This is a genomic window from Bacillus sp. EB600, from assembly GCF_024494385.1.
Lineage (GTDB): Bacteria > Bacillota > Bacilli > Bacillales > Cytobacillaceae > JAEVLT01.
Genome location: NZ_JAEVLT010000015.1, coordinates 55,061 through 74,041, shown reverse-complemented (window position 1 = coordinate 74,041; position 18,981 = coordinate 55,061). Strand labels below are relative to the sequence as shown.

20 protein-coding genes are annotated in these 18,981 nt (G+C 38.0%); 11 read left to right on the top strand and 9 right to left on the bottom strand.

The annotated features are described in order from the left end of the window. The first annotated feature begins 45 nt into the window (after positions 1–45). The 5 genes from JN080_RS16075 (at position 46) to JN080_RS16055 (ending at position 5,045) form a co-directional block, all read left to right on the top strand. Positions 46–1,029, top strand: a complete 984-nt coding sequence (locus JN080_RS16075; RefSeq protein ID WP_256237012.1) for a M14 family zinc carboxypeptidase — start codon at positions 46–48, stop codon at positions 1,027–1,029. Between the two features lie 128 nt (positions 1,030–1,157). Further along, positions 1,158–2,567 carry a SpoVR family protein gene (locus tag JN080_RS16070; RefSeq protein WP_256237011.1) on the top strand — a complete coding sequence of 470 codons (1,410 nt, stop codon included), beginning with the start codon at positions 1,158–1,160 and terminating at the stop codon, positions 2,565–2,567. Positions 2,568–2,734: 167 nt separating this feature from the next. Next, positions 2,735–4,114 (top strand): sensor histidine kinase, encoded by a 1,380-nt coding sequence (locus JN080_RS16065; RefSeq protein WP_256237010.1) that lies wholly within the window; start codon positions 2,735–2,737, stop codon positions 4,112–4,114. Continuing rightward, positions 4,114–4,788 (top strand): response regulator transcription factor, encoded by a 675-nt coding sequence (locus JN080_RS16060; protein ID WP_256237009.1) that lies wholly within the window; start codon positions 4,114–4,116, stop codon positions 4,786–4,788. Before JN080_RS16065 ends, JN080_RS16060 begins: the two co-directional genes overlap by 1 nt. An 11-nt stretch (positions 4,789–4,799) precedes the next feature. After that, positions 4,800–5,045, top strand: a complete 246-nt coding sequence (locus tag JN080_RS16055) for an alkaline shock response membrane anchor protein AmaP (protein ID WP_256237008.1) — start codon at positions 4,800–4,802, stop codon at positions 5,043–5,045. Between the two features lie 153 nt (positions 5,046–5,198). Here the strand turns inward: JN080_RS16055 and JN080_RS16050 are convergent, their stop codons facing one another. Next, positions 5,199–5,735, bottom strand: a complete 537-nt coding sequence (locus JN080_RS16050; protein ID WP_256237007.1) for a hypothetical protein — start codon at positions 5,733–5,735, stop codon at positions 5,199–5,201. A gap of 237 nt (positions 5,736–5,972) precedes the next feature. Continuing rightward, entirely contained in the window at positions 5,973–6,884 is a 912-nt protein-coding gene (locus JN080_RS16045; protein ID WP_256237006.1) for a nuclease-related domain-containing protein, read from the bottom strand. A 459-nt stretch (positions 6,885–7,343) separates the two neighbouring features. Between JN080_RS16045 and JN080_RS16040 the strand changes: the two genes are divergently transcribed. The 4 genes from JN080_RS16040 to JN080_RS16025 all read left to right on the top strand — a co-directional run bounded on the left by JN080_RS16040 (position 7,344) and on the right by JN080_RS16025 (position 11,283). Next, a complete protein-coding gene (locus tag JN080_RS16040; RefSeq protein WP_256237005.1) occupies positions 7,344–7,577 on the top strand; it encodes an SHOCT domain-containing protein in 234 nt (77 codons plus the stop codon). A gap of 79 nt (positions 7,578–7,656) precedes the next feature. Further along, a complete protein-coding gene (locus tag JN080_RS16035; protein ID WP_256237004.1) occupies positions 7,657–7,839 on the top strand; it encodes an SHOCT domain-containing protein in 183 nt (60 codons plus the stop codon). Between the two features lie 12 nt (positions 7,840–7,851). Then, entirely contained in the window at positions 7,852–8,214 is a 363-nt protein-coding gene (locus JN080_RS16030; protein ID WP_256237003.1) for a hypothetical protein, read from the top strand. Between the two features lie 354 nt (positions 8,215–8,568). Continuing rightward, complete coding sequence (locus JN080_RS16025) at positions 8,569–11,283, top strand: EAL domain-containing protein (RefSeq protein WP_256237002.1); 2,715 nt, start codon at positions 8,569–8,571, stop codon at positions 11,281–11,283. A gap of 33 nt (positions 11,284–11,316) precedes the next feature. Here the strand turns inward: JN080_RS16025 and JN080_RS16020 are convergent, their stop codons facing one another. Together JN080_RS16020 and JN080_RS16015 are read right to left on the bottom strand one after the other, a co-directional pair. Continuing rightward, the gene (locus tag JN080_RS16020) at positions 11,317–12,627 is read right to left on the bottom strand and encodes an ATP-binding protein (RefSeq protein WP_256237001.1); all 1,311 of its coding nucleotides are present in this window, start codon (positions 12,625–12,627) and stop codon (positions 11,317–11,319) included. 82 nt (positions 12,628–12,709) lie between these two features. Then, a complete protein-coding gene (locus JN080_RS16015) occupies positions 12,710–12,847 on the bottom strand; it encodes a hypothetical protein (RefSeq protein ID WP_256237000.1) in 138 nt (45 codons plus the stop codon). Between the two features lie 354 nt (positions 12,848–13,201). On the opposite strand from JN080_RS16015, the gene JN080_RS16010 reads away from it, so the two are divergent. After that, a complete protein-coding gene (locus JN080_RS16010) occupies positions 13,202–14,680 on the top strand; it encodes an FTR1 family iron permease (protein WP_256236999.1) in 1,479 nt (492 codons plus the stop codon). 27 nt (positions 14,681–14,707) lie between these two features. Beyond that, a complete protein-coding gene (locus JN080_RS16005; protein ID WP_256236998.1) occupies positions 14,708–15,082 on the top strand; it encodes a hypothetical protein in 375 nt (124 codons plus the stop codon). Between the two features lie 45 nt (positions 15,083–15,127). Here the strand turns inward: JN080_RS16005 and JN080_RS16000 are convergent, their stop codons facing one another. From JN080_RS16000 to tenI, 5 genes are read right to left on the bottom strand one after another with little or no spacing between them, the layout of a single operon-like run. Beyond that, positions 15,128–16,147 carry a thiazole biosynthesis adenylyltransferase ThiF gene (locus JN080_RS16000; protein ID WP_256236997.1) on the bottom strand — a complete coding sequence of 340 codons (1,020 nt, stop codon included), beginning with the start codon at positions 16,145–16,147 and terminating at the stop codon, positions 15,128–15,130. Further along, positions 16,144–16,911, bottom strand: a complete 768-nt coding sequence (locus JN080_RS15995; RefSeq protein ID WP_256236996.1) for a thiazole synthase — start codon at positions 16,909–16,911, stop codon at positions 16,144–16,146. The genes JN080_RS16000 and JN080_RS15995 overlap by 4 nt, the downstream gene beginning before the upstream one ends. A gap of 1 nt (position 16,912) precedes the next feature. Beyond that, a complete protein-coding gene (gene thiS, locus JN080_RS15990; RefSeq protein WP_256236995.1) occupies positions 16,913–17,116 on the bottom strand; it encodes a sulfur carrier protein ThiS in 204 nt (67 codons plus the stop codon). An 11-nt stretch (positions 17,117–17,127) separates the two neighbouring features. Next, a complete protein-coding gene (thiO, locus tag JN080_RS15985; RefSeq protein WP_256237048.1) occupies positions 17,128–18,267 on the bottom strand; it encodes a glycine oxidase ThiO in 1,140 nt (379 codons plus the stop codon). Then, positions 18,260–18,928, bottom strand: coding sequence for a thiazole tautomerase TenI (gene tenI / locus JN080_RS15980; RefSeq protein WP_256236994.1), 669 nt, complete (start codon positions 18,926–18,928; stop codon positions 18,260–18,262). The genes thiO and tenI overlap by 8 nt, the downstream gene beginning before the upstream one ends. Positions 18,929–18,981: the final 53 nt, after the last annotated feature.

Here is an 18,981-nt window from a genome sequence, read left to right as displayed (position 1 = left end):
AGCGGATTGTAAACTATTACATGGGATAAAAATTGGAGGGGACAAATGTTTAGGTGGTTTTGGATTCTATTGTTGTTTTCTTTTTTATTGGCAACAAAGGCTGAAGCAAATGTTATCCAAACAGATAAACCCTATTCCTATGAAGTGCTAAAGGATGATTTGGTGCGGCTTAAAAATACATACAATGAAAACATACAAATAAAGACGATCGGAACTACTCACTTTGGCCGAAACATTTACGCGGTTAAATTGGGTGAGGGAAAGAAAAATATCTTATTCATTGGTGCTCATCACGGGCGTGAATGGCTAACGAGTGTGATATTGATGAAAATGCTTCAGACCTACACAGCAGCCTATCAAAATCATTTGAGTATTGGTGCTTATCAAACGGATGTTTTGAATGAAGTTTCAATTTGGGTTATCCCGATGCTAAATCCGGACGGAGTTTCCATTCAGCAAAATAAAATAAATATGTTCCCCTCAGAACACCAAAATCGTTTAATGTTCATGAATGAAGGCTGGGATCACTATATTCGCTGGAAAGCAAACGGAATGGGAGTGGATTTAAACAGACAATATCCCGCTGGATGGGAAAAGATTCAGCAAAAACCAAATAGGCCATCGTACCAATTTTATAAAGGTAAAGCACCGATGGAAGCAGAAGAAGTAGTAGCCTTAACGAATTTTGTAGAGGAAATTCAGCCAATTGCTGCTCTTTCCTATCATACAGCAGGGAGAGAAATTTTTTGGAGATATAAGAATGGAGATCATCTTAACCGTGATCGCATACTTGCTAAAAAGGTGGCAAAACTAACTGGATATAAGTTAGCAAAGCCGCCAAAGAAAGCAATCGGGGGCGGTTTTACAGATTGGTTTATCACAACGTACCATCGGCCGGCAATGACAATTGAAATAAGTTATCTTGTTGGTGACAGGAATCCACCACTTACGGTTTTTAAAGAAGAGTGGAAGCGTAACAAGTATGTCGGTATGATGATTGCAACGGAAGCAAAGAAGTTTATGGAATAAATTTTTATCCTTATTTTCTAGAAAAATAAGATGAATTTTCAGGTTTCTGTCGTTTTTTACTCATTCTCGTCTCATCATTCCCGTTTTCTCTTCATACATTGTGGTAAGAGGAAAAGGGGGAATGGCTGATGGAAGTGGAAGGCCGAAAAGCGCTTGAATATGCCATTAGTGAAATAACTGAAATTGCCAGCGGATTTGGGTTAGATTATTATCCCATGCGATATGAAATTTGCCCTGCGGATATCATTTATACATTTGGTGCCTATGGAATGCCAACTCGTTTCTCGCACTGGAGTTTCGGAAAGCAATTTTACAAAATGAAGCTTCATTACGATTTAGGATTAAGTAGAATTTATGAACTGGTCATCAATTCTAATCCATGCTATGCATTTTTATTAGATTCTAATTCGCTTATTCAAAATAAATTGATCGTCGCACATGTACTTGCCCATTGTGATTTTTTTAAAAACAATGTTCGTTTCGTCAATACAAAGCGGGATATGGTTGAAAGCATGGCGGCAACTGCAGAACGAATTCGCCAATATGAAATCAAATACGGAAAAAAAGAAGTAGAAACATTTTTGGACGCGGTTTTAGCTATTGATGAACATATCGATCCATCTTTAATGCGGCCAAAATTGTCTTGGTCCATGGAAGATGCAGAAGAGTCGGAAGATCGACCGATTGCAACGCCATATGATGATCTGTGGAAGTTGGATGAAAAAAAAGGTAATGAAGAGAAAAAGTCGTTTAGAAAAAAGTTCCCGCCTAAACCGGAAAAGGATTTGCTCCTGTTTATTGAATCCTATAGCAGGGAGCTTGAAGAGTGGCAGCGGGATATATTGACGATGATGCGTGAAGAAATGCTGTACTTTTGGCCGCAGCTGGAAACAAAAATCATGAATGAAGGCTGGGCATCTTATTGGCATCAGCGCATTTTAAGGGAAATGGATTTAACGAGTGGAGAAGCAATTGAGTTTGCTAAACTAAATGCCGGGGTTGTACAGCCTTCAAAAACAGGGATAAACCCTTATTATTTAGGAATTAAAATTTATGAAGATATTGAAGAACGTTACAATAATCCGACTGAGGAAATGATAAGAAGAGGTGCCAAGCCAGATTCCGGCCGAGAAAAAATATTTGAAGTCCGTGAAATCGAATCCGATATTTCTTTCCTTCGCAATTATTTAACAAAGGATCTTGTCCTGAGGGAGGATATGTATCTGTTCCAAAAACAAGGAAGGGATTATAAAATTGTTGATAAACAGTGGGAAGAGGTTCGCGACCAGCTTGTGAATATGAGGGTTAATGGAGGGTTTCCGTATATTACGGTTGATGATGGAGACTACCTGAAAAACGGTGAACTCTACTTGAAGCATTGGTATGAAGGTGTTGAATTAGATGTAAAGTACTTAGAAAAGGTATTGCCATATATCCATCAGCTTTGGGGAAGGCCTGTCCATATGGAGACAATGGTTGAAGAGAGGAACATGCTGTTTACGTATGATGGGAAGAGTGTGCATCGGAAATATTTATAGGATGAGTAAGGCAGTAGAACAGTAACTTGTTTTACTGTCTTTTCATTTGTCTAGATCCAAAAAAATGAAAGATTCGGACTTCGCACTTTTATATTTTTTCAAACTTTCTTCATAGTTTCCTGTTACTATTTAAACAGATAATATCTAAATTTTTAGGGAGTTGCAATATGAGAGGAAGAACCATTTTAAACCGTATTTCGCTAAAGCTTGGTTTTTTGTTTAGCGGTGTTTTTCTAATCTTACTATTGATTCAAGGCACCATTTTATATGGTGTTTTCACAAATTTATTTGTTGATTTTGTCAGCAGTGATTTATTAGTTCGCGGAAGTAATCATGCGAAAGCACTTGAGGAGGATTACAGCCAGGAAATGCTAAATCATATTGTATCAATGGAGAAGGGTGGGGAAACGGGGATAGTAATCACTGATAAAGATCAAAACATTATCGGATCCTCAGTTCCCCCAGATGTAGAGATGAAAAAGCATCTCTTAAAAAACAAAAAAACATTAAATGAGATTGTTACAAATGATTGGAAAAAGAGTAAATACATCATCACTATTTCAACAATTGGCAAAATCAAAGGCTATATATACATGTATTATCCGACAGATATTTTAAAAGAGACGGTTTCAGTTTTAAAAATACTTATTCTAGTTACCAGCATTGGTATTGTGTTTTTGGCTTTCGGGATAATTGGTATTCTTTCAAGAAAGATAACTCAGCCACTTTTATTGATGAAGGAAGCAACCAACAAATTGGCTCAGGGACTTTATAAACAGGATATTCCTTCAAAAGGAAATGATGAAATTGCCCAGCTTGCCAATTCAATTCAGAAACTAGGAGAACAGCTGCAATATTATGAGGATACGAGAAATGAATTTTTGTCTGCCGTCTCCCACGAGCTTCGGACACCATTAACCTATATTAAAGGTTACAGTGATGTCCTTATTAAAGGAATAATCAAAAACAGTGACGAACAAGCGGAATATTTAGCAGTTATTAATAGGGAAGCCAAACGGATTTCATTTCTGGTGAATGATCTGTTTGAAATGAGTAAGCTTCAAGTAGGAAGGTTCCAGCTGCAGAAAGAGATGGCAAACATTAATTTAATCGTTGAAAAAGTTGCTTCCAGCCTTAAGCCTACCGCGGCAAAAAAGGGGCTCGAGCTGAATACGAATTTTTCCTTACAGGTCCCCGCATTTCTTATTGATGTCCAAAGGATCGAACAAGTTCTTTATAATCTTGTTGAAAATGCGATTAAATATACAGATTTCGGATCAATAGACATTCATTCTTTTATAAAAAATGATTTTGTGGTTATTGAGATCCGTGATACGGGCATGGGGATTCCCGAGATGGAGATATCAAAAATATGGGACCAATTTTATCGGATTGAAAAGTCAAGGGGAAGAAAAACAGGTGGGACTGGATTGGGGTTATACATAGCGAAACAAATCGTCGAATCCCACCATGGCGAAATAAAGGTTGAAAGCATCGAAAATCAAGGTTCGACATTCTCTATTTATTTGCCTAAGGAGTTGGAATAATGAACAGGATCCTAATTGTGGATGATGAAAAGGAAATGAGGCAGCTGCTGCGCATCTACTTGATGCAGGAAAACTGCTTTATCGAAGAAGCACAAAATGGGAAAGAGGCGTATGAAAAGATTTTATTAAACGATTATGATTTGATGATCCTTGATGTTATGATGCCAGTCATGGATGGTTGGGAAACAATTAAACAAGTCAGGAAGGTTTCAAGCATTCCCATTATTTTATTGACTGCCAAAGCTGCGGTAGAGGATAAAGTGTTGGGTTTGACCGCCGGCGCCGATGATTATCTTGTAAAACCATTTGAGGAAGCTGAATTGATGGCACGAGTAAAGGCTTTACTAAGAAGATCACATAATTCTAGTGAAAATGATGACGTTCTTAAATACAAAGGATTGCTTATTAATCAATCAGCTCGGGTTGTCTTCTACCAAGAACATGCAATGAATTTAACACAGACAGAATTTGATCTTCTGGAGGTGCTTATTAAACATAGAGGGAGTGTGTTTACAAGGGAACAATTGGTTGAACTGATTTGGGGGATTGACTTTCTAGGAGATGATCGCACCATTGATTCTCATATTAAAAATCTCAGGGAAAAATTACATGCTTCGGGGATTGAAAAAACACTTATCAAAACCGTCTGGGGCATTGGATATAAAGTAGAATAAAGGTGAGAAAGATGAAACGGTTATTAGTGGCCATTTTTTTGGGAATATTAATTTTCCTCGGACTTTCATTTCTTCTTTTTGTGATCAGAATGATGTGGTTTCCCCCGAGTATGATGGGAATGATGATGGGGAGGCAAATGATGTTCCATCATATGTATTATTGGTTTAGTCAAACCTTTTGGCTCGCAATTATAATTGCCGGAGTTATAATGCTATTTTGGATCATTCGAGAAAGTATAAAAAAGAAACGACGGTAAAGCTCGGTCTAGGCAAAAAAGAGCAGACAAGGTCTTTCGAAGAGCGCATGAAAGACCTGGCCAGACAAAAAAGCAAACAAGATCGAGCGCATGAATGACCTGGCCGGCAAAAAAAGCAAACAGGGTAATTCATCGAGCGTATGAATGACCTGGCTAGGCAAAAAAGAGTAGACAAGGTAATTCATCGAGCGCATGAATGACCTGGCCAGGCAAAAAAAGCAAATAGGGTAATTCATCGAGCGCATGAATGACCTGGCCAGGCAAAAAAGAGTAGACAGGGTAATTCATCGAGCGCATGAAAGACCTGGCCAGGCAAAAAAGAGCAGACAAGGTCATTCGAAGAGCGCATGAAAGACCTGGCCAGGCAAAAAAGAGCAGACAAGGTAATTCATCGAGCGCATGAAAGACCTGGCCAGGCAAAAAAAGCCAATAGGGTAATTCATCGAGCGCATGAAAGACCTGGCCAGGCAAAAAAAGCAAATAGGGTAATTCATCGAGCGCATGAAAGACCTGGCCAGGCAAAAAAAGCAAATAGGGTAATTCATCGAGCGCATGAAAGACCTGGCCAGGCAAAAAAAGCCAATAGGGTAATTCATCGAGCGCATGAATGACCTGGCTAGGCAAAAAAGAGTAGACAAGGTAATTCATCGAGCGCATGAATGACTTGGCCAGACAAAAAAAAGCAAACAAGGTAATTCATCGAGCGCATGAATGACCTGGCCAGACAAAAAAAAGCAAACAAGATCGAGCGCATGAATGACCTGGCTAGGCAAAAAAAAGCAAACAGGGTAATTCATCGAGCGCATGAATGACCGGTCTAGGCAAAAAAGAGCAGACAAAGTCACTCATCGAGTACATGAATGACCGGTCTTGCTAAATGACTGGATATGAGTAAAAAAGTAATTAAGAGACATTAATAACTCAAAGTCATTCAAAGTAGGTCCATTGCCTAACCCCAATCATTTTATAGTTTTCTTTCAATAGCCTTCTAATCTTCTTATGAGACCCAATCCCCCCGCACCATTCATATACACAATTAGTTGTAATCTTCATATCAGGAAAAAGAAGTTTTAATTCCCCCACACTCCGCAAAATTGCAGTATCTGTATCTTCTCCGCAATCGCATTTCTCGCAGAATACTTTCCTTTCCCCGCGGGAGACAACAAATGAATGGCAAACAGGATGGAGAATTCCCTTTTTTAGCTGTCCAAACGTATAGGGCGGCAATTGTTTGTAGGGAGATATTGTTTTGTGCATGGAGATTAATTGCGCCGCCAGTTTCCTGTGGCGGCTACTAAGTTTTGAGGAGGTCTGGTTTAATGTTTTCATAAAGTGATTGAGCTGAGTCGGGTAAATAATCGGTGCGTTTAGAGGGATCTGGTATAAAGTGAACTCGGGGTTAATGAAGACGACGTAACCTTTAATTGGCATGTGAACCCCAATGCTGCGGAGAAACTGCTGAAGCAGGATCATGCAGCGCTTTAATTGGTACAAAGGATTCAGAATTTCATTCTTGGATACTAACGTTTTAAAACTTTCTGACTCGTAATAAAAATCACCTTTATAGTTTTTTACTTCGAAGGGGTAGATCGTTTCTTGCGAAATAATTAGAGTATCAATTTGAAAAGTCGTGTTGTTAAACTCAAGACATAAGTCCTTTATTACTAGCACATCACAATTGAGTTTGTGCGTTAATTGGTCGAACATTATCTCCCCCTGATACCCTTTTTCAAGGTTTGAATAGTGCTTTCTTGCTTCTACTGATAAGTCCATTCTTGTGTTTAAAGATCGCAAAGCCTGCAATTCAAGTGACAGTGACCGACATTTTAATTCCTCCATAACTCACGTCCTCTTAACTTAATATATACACATATTTATTTTACGATAAAAATAAGAAACATTTTGTTAACATTTTCGAAAGAGTAAAATAATTTCCTTAATCTATTCTGATACCAAAATGGTTTAATGAAAAGGGAGGGTTAAGTCAAGGGATTGCTTTATCCTGAACAGAATTCTTAAAATAATGAACACCCTTTTCATTGATTTCTCTATTGTTTAGCATGCTTCGTTGCCTGCAAAAGCATGCTAAGAATAAAGCATTGCAAAAAGTACGTCGGCTCAAGGTTAAACATGATGAAAATGGGTTAATGATTTCGAAGCAGGAGTAGACCTAGAATCCAGATACTGATTCTTTACCGGAGGAATCCGGTAATTCGGGACTTTTGCTCTCTCCATATTTTCTTCATAGTTTATCTTTATAGTTAAGATGTAAATAAAAATCCAGGGAGGAAAAAGCATATGATGGGGCATGGATTTGTTCATGGGTATGTCGGCTATGGATGCGGTGGTTTGCTGCCAATGCTAATCATTATCTTAGTTGTCGGGTTACTTGTTTATTTAATTGTTAAAAGACCACGAAGACATAAAAACCATCAAGGTTCCCAGGCGCTGGCCATATTAAATGAAAGGCTGGCAAAAGGGGAAATCACAACCGAAGAGTACGAAACGTTAAAGAAAATTATTCTAATGTGATTTTTGAAAAAGCGATGTAAAAATTCCTCAATACTTTTTTCATCATTTTTAATTACACTAAAAGTGAGGTGGAAGAGAAATGATGTTAATAGGTCTAATACTTATTGGATTGGCAATCTATTTACTTTTTAATCAGAAAGGCACAGATGTTGATCCCAAGACAAAGCAAACAATAGATCCACTAGAAACCGTAAAAGTAAGGCTAGCTAGAGGGGAAATAACGATTGAGGATTATGAGATGATCAAAAAAAATTTATATTAGGAGTGGGGAGAAGTGAAAAAGAATTTGATAACAGGTATATTTGCTGTAGGTCTAATCGCAGCAGGGGGAACCGGTTTCGCTTTGGCGAATGCACAGGAAAAAACACAAGATCCGGTTTATCTCATGGAGCAGGGGATGGACAGAGGCCAAATAACACAAATGATGAACACAACAAATATAGGGAATAGGCAGCAGTTTATGCAAAACCAAAATGTCAGCTTTGAAGAAATGCTCCCCTATATGAAGAAGATGCATCCAGACCTAAGCGATGAGCAATTAAAGGCACTTTTTGAACAAATGCATGGACAAAACGGCGCTTGCAGCAATAGCAATGGTCAAGGAATGATGGGAAGTACAAATGAAAATTTCCAATAGAAAGAAAAGCCGGGTCCTTCCGGCTTTTTTTTTACTGTTAAGGAAATTATAAAAGATTACTCTGTTGATAACTTTGAATGAAGTTTAATTCTTTGTCCAGCTCCTAGCGACTAGTGTACTTCGCTCACCTCCCTACGATAAGTAAAGCACGAATGCGCTAACGCTCTTCGTGTTTCCTTTATCTTAGTCGGTGTGCTCCAGTCCATACGTCGCTATACAGGCGCTTGTGCTTTTGTTCCTTTAGTAATCTTACGAATAATAGACCAATTATTTCAAAATATGTGACTTTAATCCTAGTTAAGAATATAAAATCCCAATAAAATAAAAGAAAAATGCGGAAAAAAGGAGGGACTTATGGAACATTCCGGAGAGTCCGAAAGAAGTAATTTGACCCTTCCTAACGATATTGGGGGCAAAAGCACTGACCAGTTGTTGACAGAAAAACTAACTGAATCCCTTTTCCACAGACAATGGATAGGGCATTCTGAAGAAGAAAGTTCTTTGATCTCAAGTAATTATACTATTGATCCCTTAATTTTTGATTTTGATAAAATTAATAAAGCTATAAACAGTGAAGCAATTCTATTAATTACTGACAGTAATGGAGTCATACTCTATCTAAATGATAACTGCTGTAAGAATGTTGGTTATCAGCCTGATGAACTCATCGGAAAACATACAAAGATATTTAAAACAGGAATTCACTCTAATGAGTTTTATCATGAATTATGGGCGTCTCTCTTAGCAGGGGAGATATGGAAGGGAGAAATGACCGCCAAAAGGAAGGATGGTTCAACGGTCTGGAATTTTATTACTATATTTCCTATATTGAATAAAGACAAACAGCCTTACCAATTCTTAACGCTCCGGACAGATATAACTAAACAGAAAATAATGGAGAATCAAGTTGCCCGTAGAGATAAACAGATACAGGCAATTATTCAAAATACTAACGATACTATTGGCAGCATGGATCAAAACGGAAACCTTAGTTTTTTGAATTCAGGTTTTGAAAAGCAATTAGGATACCATCCACAGGAGATTATTGGTAAGAGTATTTTTGACTTTATTGCGGATGAACACTTAATGAAAACTAAAAATACATTAAAAGCTCTTATTACGAGTCCAGGTTTATCAGTTCGAATGGAAATAAAAGTTAAAAATAAAAAGGGTAATTCTATTTGGGTAGAATTTCATGCAACAAATTATTTAAAAGATCCATTGCTAAACGGAATTACTTTTACTTTTCGAGACATCACAAAGCAAAAAAAGATTTCCGAAGAAATGAAACGGATGGCTTATTATGATTTTTTAACAGGAGTACCAAATAGAAGATTTTTTGAAAATCTCCTTAGAAAGGAAATTATTCGCGCAAAAGGAAATAATACCTCATTAGCGTTATTGTTAATAGATATAGATGAGTTTAAATATGTAAATAATTCCTTTGGACATAGTATAGGAGATCAACTGCTTGAAAGTATGTCCTCCAGACTTAAACGTTCATTTGCAAATGAAGGTATCCTTTGCAGACCCGGTGGAGATGAATTTGTTCTTCTGCTGCCGGAGATTAACAACCTCGAAGAAGTTAGCATACAGGCAAACAATCTGATTTCGCTAATTAATGAAGAGCCATTCAACGTTCAAGGTAACAACTTTTTTATTACTGCTAGTGTAGGTATAAGTGTTTATCCATTTTCAGGCGAAACTATGGAGGCGCTATTAAAACATGCAGACATGGCTATGTACCGGGCCAAACATAATGGCAAGAATCAGTTCCAACTCTTTTCTTCTACCATGGATTTACATATCTTTAAACAATTTACATTAAGAAATGATTCAAAACAAGCGTTACTAAATGATGAGTACAGTATTTACTTTCAGCCCCGTTTTGATCCAAAGAATAATGATATTACGGGAGCAGAAGCACTGATTCGTTGGAATCATCCACGATGGGGTTTGGTTTCACCAGATGAATTTATCTCTATGGCAGAAGAATCAGGCTTAATTGTTCCGATCGGTGCATGGATGTTTCAAAAGGTTTGTCAGCAATTGAAAAAATGGCAAATGGAAGGGGTAGCTATTAAAAAAGTATCAATTAATTTATCAGCGTTAGAGCTACTTCAGTCTAATTTTATCGAGATGGTTTCTTCCGTATTAAAGAAGGAAAATCTCGATTCAAAGTGGATTGAGTTTGAAATCACTGAAAGAGTGATCATTGATAAAGAAGAACAAGCATTAAAAGTGTTATCGCAAATAAAGAAGTTAGGAATTTCCCTTGCACTCGATGACTTTGGGACAGGCTATTCGGCTATCAATTATTTGTGGAAATTTCCATGTGATACCATCAAAATTGATAGAAGTCTGATAAAGGAAATGCAGAAAAAAAATGCTAGTTATGAAATTGTTGCAGCCGTCATCGCGCTTTGCAAAAAGTTAAAGAAATCAGTTGTAGCAGAAGGGGTTGAAACAGCAGAACAGATTGAAGTGTTAAAAAAACTAGCTTGTGAAGAAATCCAGGGATATTTATTTAGCAGGCCAATCGAGGAACATAAATTCGTCCAGCTGCTAAAACAAGGGAAATGGGTTCCGGAAAGTAAAATAAATCATCCTTACCTAAATAAAAGAGAATATTTTCGTGTACATCTAGAATATCCTTTAGAAGCTGATATGACAATTGAACGAATTGGAACAAAAACCTTAAATATTGGAAGTACAAAAGTATTAATTGATAATATAGGACCAGGGGGATTATGTTTTCTATCAACTATAAAGTTACCAAAAAAAGAGGATATCATTCTTCGATTTACAACCGAAATTTTCTTAGGCAACTTCCAAATTAATGGCCATATTGTATGGTCAGGTGAAGTAGATGATGATATTCTTCAATATGGTATAAAATTTAACATTGATGAAATACGCAGAGAAGGTTTAATAAAGATTCTGCAGCACTTGCAGGTTAAGCTAAAGGATAAGAGCCTCCTTTCAAATAGTCGTTTTATTTCTGAAGATAAGACTTCCTATATAAAGAGGCAAATAGTTAAAGGAAACTATACTCACACCCACAAATAGTAAAGCTTTCGAACCAAAAAACAAGTCTCCTCGTTAGTTTGAGGTGACTTGTTTCTTTTTGTGGTCAAGCATGAAGTTCTTTTTTGGAAAATAAAGGCTAAAGGTGGTGCCTATGCCTTTTTTGGATTCAACTTCAATTTTCCCGCCAAAAGATTCTGTAATTTTATAGGCTACGGCAATTCCTAATCCTGTTCCATTTTCTTTGCCTGAATGAAGCGGTTTTCCTAAATGAGATAATACTTCAGCTGAAAGTCCCGGCCCATTATCTTCAATTATTATATAAAACTGGTCGATTAATTCATGAAGAAAGACATCTACTCTGCCACCTGGGGGACAGGCCTCAACGCCATTTTTTATAAGGTTTAATAGGGCAAACCTTAAGAGCGAGTAATCCCTAAGCGTTAAATCATTTTCGGCAGTAGATAAAAACTGCAGTTCAACATTATGAATGGCTGAGAAAGGATGAATCATTTGAACAGTCTCTTGAATCATTTGTGTCAACTTGATTGAATCTTGATCATGTTGCTGCGGATCCATAATCGTCACATAATCCCTTAACGAATGCTCTGCCTGATTTAATTCGTTTAGAGCTTGAGTTAGATAGAACGATTGATCAGATGTAAGGCTTGAATCTTCCGTCATCTGCTTTAATGATTCCTTTGAAGATAAAATAGGCGAGAAAATTTGTTGAGAAATATAAACTAATAAATGATTTATGGCATGACTTTTTTCAAATTGAATTACCTTTGTACTCATTTGCTCCATTTCTTTCAGAGAGGTTTGCAGATACAATACCATCCAGAAGGTAATATAATTGAAAATACAAAAAATCACCCAAAGAAAAAGCTCATGTCTTGTATAAACATATTCATCTAGAAATTGTGTTTCGAAAACGAAAAAGAGAATAGACAGGGTTAAGCATAAATAGGAAAAGAAAATTTGCTTGTTTTGCTGCCAATTACTATAGCGTGGAAGGATGATTGTAAAAATTACTAGAGAAAAAAAGGGGATTCCTAGACCTTCTAAATACATGCCTTGACCGCCAAGCAGGAAGCGATAAATCATCATTATTGCAGTTAAAATAAGACCTGTAGAGTACCCACCATAAAAAAAACTAATAATTAAAGGGATAAAGCGAAAATCTAAACGAAAATCCTTATCAAAAGTTAATGGAAACGTCATACAAATGATAATTGAAATGCCGCATAGGATACCTAGAATTTGTTTTTGAATTTTTTTCTGTCCAAATTTTTTTCGAAAGAAAGATTGGTATAAAAGCATGGGGAATAAAATACATACCATTTGTAGAAGCCATATACCCAAATAAGCGGGATTAACAATCATAACAAGCATCCTCCAAAAAATAACGTTCTTATGTATTTTACATCCCCAAGAAGGGAAGTTCCATTTTTAAATTCTAAAATTTCTATTGATCCAGAATTTCACTTTCCGTATTAGCAGATTGGTCAACTATTTCTTTCAGTTCGCCCACATCACCCTTGGCATTGATTATTTCAAAAATTTGATTCAAGCCTTCACTAATATTTTCTTCCTCGTTTTTCATAATAAACCTCCAAAATGTACATACTTTTTTTAGTGATTCAAAATTTATATTCATAAATTTCTCACACAAAAATCCAACTGCGACTCTGTCATCGCCAGTCGGCGAATTTTCTTTATAGTTTTCCTTAAAAGAAATTAAATATGCACTTGTATTAGCATTAATGAATCATCACATTGTGTGAGGCACCACTAATTTTATGGGAAAACAGTTGGTTCTTTATCATGTGATTTGTGTCAATATAGTATCAAAGTAAAAATCTAATTGACAATCATTATCATTTACCATTAAAATATTCTTATAAATGGTATTGATATTCATTATCATTTCACTAGGAATTTGAAAAGGAATGGTCTTATGGGGAAAAGTTTTTTCATTAAACTATCTATTGTTCTATTAACCATGGGATTTATTGTACATAATCCTACATTTGCTGCCGGAAACTCCAAAGACGATATAAGAAAGGCAGAGGAATTTGTCGATAAGGCAATCGAGTATACTTCAAGTGGAAATTTACCAGAAGCACAGAATGCCTATGACCAATTTGACAAAACATGGAGAGAAATTGAAGGAGGAATAAAAAAAGACTCTGCCACGGCTTATCGTGATATCGAATCAAATATGGGAAAGGTTGTTTATGCTTTTACGTTAAAGAAGCCTGATCAAGTATTGCAGGCTTTAAACGAGCTAAAAGCAGTAAACGAAAAAGTAGCAAGTGGTGGATATCCAAAGGAGTCCGTAAGTAAACAAGAAGACATAACGTTAGATGATTTTATCCTTCTTCTTCAACAAACCAAGAAGGAGGTCAAAGATCATGACCAAACGCAAGCGCTTGAAAGTATTCAGAAAGCAAGTAATAGTTGGTTAAGTGTAGAAGGGGTAGTTGTTGCGCAATCTGCATCTGTCTATAGTGATTCTGAACGAGATTTGGCTACAATTCAAGCCATGCTTACTGCAAATCCACCAGATTATAATCAGGCGAATAAGACCATTAATAACATGGTTGGGTATTTAACCCCATTAGCTAGCAAATCTGAATACACTTATTGGGATGCGGCGATGATCCTTTTGCGTGAGGGGTTAGAAGCATTGCTTGTCGTCATTGCTCTTCTTTCCTTTGTGAATAAATCCGAGTCCACAAAGGGAAAGGTTTGGATTTGGTCAGGCGTTTTAGGAGGACTTGGAGTTAGTGTTATTCTTGCTTTGATTGTCAAGTTTGTTATTTCTTCTGGTGCATTTGGCAATAACAATTTCCTTATTGGCGGGTGGACAGGTGTATTTGCAGCCGTAATGTTATTGTATATGAGTTATTGGCTCCATAGCCAATCGAATATCGCAGATTGGAACCGATATATACGGGAGAAAAGCCAAACTGCAATAACTACTGGAAAGCTTATTTCTTTAGGTGTCCTCGCTTTTCTTGCAGTTTTCCGTGAAGGTACAGAAACAGTCTTGTTTTATATAGGAATGGCTAGTCAAATTAAGCTTCAATCGCTGCTGATCGGCTTTGTGATTGGAGCAGTTATACTTGGAGTCTTAGCCTATTTAATGATTTATGTTGGGTTGAAATTGCCGCTTCGGCCGTTCTTTATGGTGTCTAGTGTGATCGTGTTTTACTTGTGTATTAAGTTTACAGGCATGGGCATCCACAGTTTACAATTAGCCGGATTGATTCCAACGACAAATGCGGAAAACGTACCAAGTATTGATTTCTTCGCATTATACCCATCATGGGAGAGTACAATTCCACAACTGTTATTAATTATCGCTGCGGTGATTATTGTTCTAGTGAAAAAGTATAGTAGTAAAAAGATGATAGCAGCAAGGAATAATTAAAAAAATGGAGAAAGAAGGACTTATTTTATGAAGAGATTAACAACAATGCTTTTATCCCTCATGCTTGTGAGTGTATTTGTTTTAGCAGGATGTGGGGCAAATAATAGTAAGGTTTCTGATGGTGTCAACCAGATGCTGGATACAACGAAGCAATTGTCAAAAGCCATTGACAGCGGTGACCAAGCAAAGGTAAAAGAAGTTGGTCCAAAATTAGAAGATCAATGGAAAGTATTTGAAGACGATGTAAAAAAGGAAAATAAAGCTCTCTATGGAAAAATAGAAAAATATTTGGACCCAACGATTGCTGGTTCCCAGGCAGCAACACTTGATAAACAGGCATTAAGTTCTTTGAATAATCAGCTTACGGATGCACTGAAGGAATTAGCTTCGAAAACAAAATAAGAGTTTATACATGAATAAAGGAGCCGCTATGGCTCCTTTTATCATCTAGCCCAAGTATCTGTTGTATAGTGTTTTCGCTTCAGCAATATCCTTTGTACCGTGCACTAACACTCTTCCATCTTTAAAGAACACTAATCGGTGATTGTTTATGCTAAAGGATAAAAGATAAGGGTTTCGCTGTATCGTTCCACCTTGCCCGATTAAAACCTTTTCTAATGCTTCCAAGTCACGCTCGACTTTTGTGGCAGGTCGTATCTGAACAGAGTCTCTCCCGCATAAAACGGCTGTTTTTGTTTGGTTTTCGTAGGATAAAAAAGGATAAGACCGTTCTTTTCCGCATGAGGGACAATGCTCTTTTTTCATTTTCTCTATGGAAATCGCACTATATTGATTTTTCCACAAATCAAACGATACTAACTTGTTTCGAAGTGAATCCAGATCACCAACGAGAATTTTTAGTGCTTCGCTTACTTGATAGGAAACAACCATTTGTACGGCTGGGCTGATGATGCCGGCCGTATCGCAGGTTAATCCTCCTAAAGGAACAGTTTCCATTAAGCAGGAAAGACAGGGTGTTTTTCCGGGAATAATCGTATAAGTAATTCCGTAGCTGCCGACACAAGCGCCATAGATCCAAGGTACTTGGTATTTCTGCGACACATCGTTTATGATCATTCTTGTTTCAAAATTATCGGTTGCATCGAGGATCAGGTCTGCCTGCTGTGCCCAATCTTCCAGTTCTGTAGCTCCTGCATCCGCAATCACAGCCTCAACTGTAACAGATGAATTAATCGCCTCTAAGCGATTTTTAGCCGCAATTGCTTTAGGAATTCGGTTTTTGGCATCATCTTCGGCATATAGCTGCTGGCGCTGCAGATTGGACCATTCTACATAATCACGATCAACGATTGTCAGCTTGCCGATTCCTGAGCGGACAAGTGCTTCGGCATTCCCTGTGCCAAGAGCGCCGGCACCAATGATTAGTACATGCTTTCGGGAGATTTTCTCCTGCCCTGTTTCACCGATTGGGGTAAATAATGTTTGCCGTGAATAGCGCTCGTTCACCCGATACTCATTCCTTCTGTTGGGCTGCTTGCTGTTGCGTATTGCTTTTTAGGAATTCTTCCAGCTTCAAAGCCCAGACGCCCGGCTTCGATGGCCAGTTTCATTGCTTTGGCCATTTTAACAGGATCTTTTGCGGCAGAGACAGCTGTATTCAGTAAGACACCGTCTGCTCCTAATTCCATGGCCATTGCTGCGTCAGCTGGGGAGCCAATTCCGGCATCAACAATAACAGGGACAATTGCTTGTTCAATGATAAAACTTAGGTTTATAGGGTTGATGATACCCTGTCCGGATCCGATTGGTGATGCTCCCGGCATGATGGCATGGCAGCCTAATTCCTGCAATTTTCTTGCTAATACAACATCATCGGAAGTATAAGGGAGAACAATAAACCCTTCCTTAATTAATTCCTCTGTTGCGTTTAAAGTTTCAATCGGGTCTGGAAGCAATGTTTTGTCATCGCCAATGACCTCCACTTTAATCATATCGCAAAGCCCGGTTGCCTTAGCGAGTTTGGCAATCCTGACTGCTTCTTTAGCATTTTTCGCACCGGCTGTATTCGGCAATAATTTATATTTGCTAATGTCCAGCTTTTCTAAAAAATTAGGCTGGCTCGCTTCAAATACATTCATTCTTCGGACTGCAAATGTTAGGATTTCTGCCTCTGCTTCAGCTACTGCCTGCTTTTGAATATCAAAGTTTGGATATTTACCCGTTCCAAGCAATAAACGGGATTGAAATGAATAAGGACCAATTTTTAACATATTAACCGCCTCCAACAAAATGTACAATTTCAATACGATCCCGATCAGATAATCGGGTATTTTGATGTTCGTTTTTTTCTAAAATGTCTCCATTAATCTCAACAACCACTACTTTATCCTGGAGCTTGAAATGGTCCAGCAGATCCGATACATAGACAATTTGCTCAGGTACCTGTAACCGTTCTCCATTCACGATAATTTCCAATTTTCATCCTCCTAAAGCACCACTTTTTGAGCCCGATTCAGGCGGAAAACCGAAAGAAGTGGCTCATCTTTGCAGCTGCCGTCAAGTAATTGAGCTATTAACTTACCGGTAATTGGGCTTAATAGGATTCCATTGCGAAAATGGCCGGCTGCAACAAATAATCCTTTCCAATGCGGATGTTCACCAATATATGGATATCCATCACCTGTTTGCGGTCTTATTCCTGACCAAACCCGCTCCCATGGTGCATCTTTTATCTGAGGAACGATCTTAATCGCTCTATCGACTATTTCAGCAATTCCACCAGCCGTTACTCTATTTTCAATTGGATTTTCAACCACAGTAGCCCCAATATAAATTTCACCATTTCGTTTTGGTACCAAATACCCGCGTTTACCGGAAAATATGGTCCTCCCAATAATCGGCTGTTCAGGTTTAACAGAAAAGCATTCCCCTTTAACAGGGTAAACAGTAATGTCTATGCCGGTTTCACGCATCAACTCAGATGCCCAGGCGCCTGTTGCCACAACGACTTGATCACAAGAGAACACCTCATCTGTTGTTTTTACTCCTGTTACCCGGCCATTTTCACAAATAAACGAAACGACCTCTGTATGCTCACGGATTTCTGTTCCGAAATGTTCAGCTGCTTTAGCAAAGGCAAGCGATAATTTAGCTGGCATCACATTCCCGTCATGAGGAAGGTACATGGCCCCCAGAACAGTTGGAGTAAGAGCCGGTTCCATTTCCAGAACCTGCTTAGAATCCAGCCAATGAATGTCTGGATCCCAATTACGTTGGAACGGAACCTGTTTTTTTAATTCCTCGGCAATGTCTTCGCTTTCAGCGATTTTTAACATTCCTTTTTTAATTAACTCAATATCAATTCCCGTATATTCAAATAGTTCGGCTGCAATCGAAGGAAACATGGCCTGGCTTTTTAACGCTAATTGAAAAAACGGACCATCCTGTTCAATCTCTGCCTGAGCCGCCAACATGCCCGCTGCAGCACTGGAAGCCTGACAAGCCAGGGTGCCTTTTTCAAGCATAAGGACTCTTCTTCCCATTTTGGAAAGTTGGTAGGCAATTGAGGAACCATTTACTCCTCCGCCTACAATAACAACATCATAAGAGTTTCCCACTTTATTCATCTCCATTTTCTAAAGCTTGTTTATAAGCCTTTACTGCAGATAACGGGTCTAGTGCCTCTAAAATCCCCGACATAACGGCAATCCCGCTGGCACCAGCCTGCATTGTCTGAAAGGTATTTTTAGGAGTAATACCGCCAATCGCAATGACGGGTATGTCTAGTAAGCTAGTAATCCTTTTTAATTCATCTAGTCCTCTTGGGGTCAAACCCGGCTTTGACTTAGAAGGAAATATGTGACCATAGATCACATATTCTGCTCTATCCTGTTCAGATTGCTGGCCTTCTTCTAGAGAGTGGATCGAATAGCCCACAGTTAATTGTGGAAAACACTTTTTGACGGTCGTCGTTTCTAAACTGTGATAAGCCAATTGAACACCGGCCACACCTGTAACCAGGGCAACATCAACACGGTCATTAATGATTATTTTTGATAAAGGAATATTTCTTTTTGATAGTAATTGGATGGCTTGATACAATTCCCGTGCCGATTTTTGTTTCTCCCTTAAATGAATTGCCGTAACAAAAGGATGGATATCAGCTAAAATGTCCGCAAGTTGCTCCATTGACATTTTTCCGTTTGAAACTACATGAAGTTCTTTTGAGCTATGCTTGATGAGTTTCACCTCTTTTTGGTTCAACTTATCCGGAAAGGGAGGAAACAAAAAGCCACCTACTCTTGTGTAGAGAAGGTGGCTGGAGATTTAAGGTCAAATAA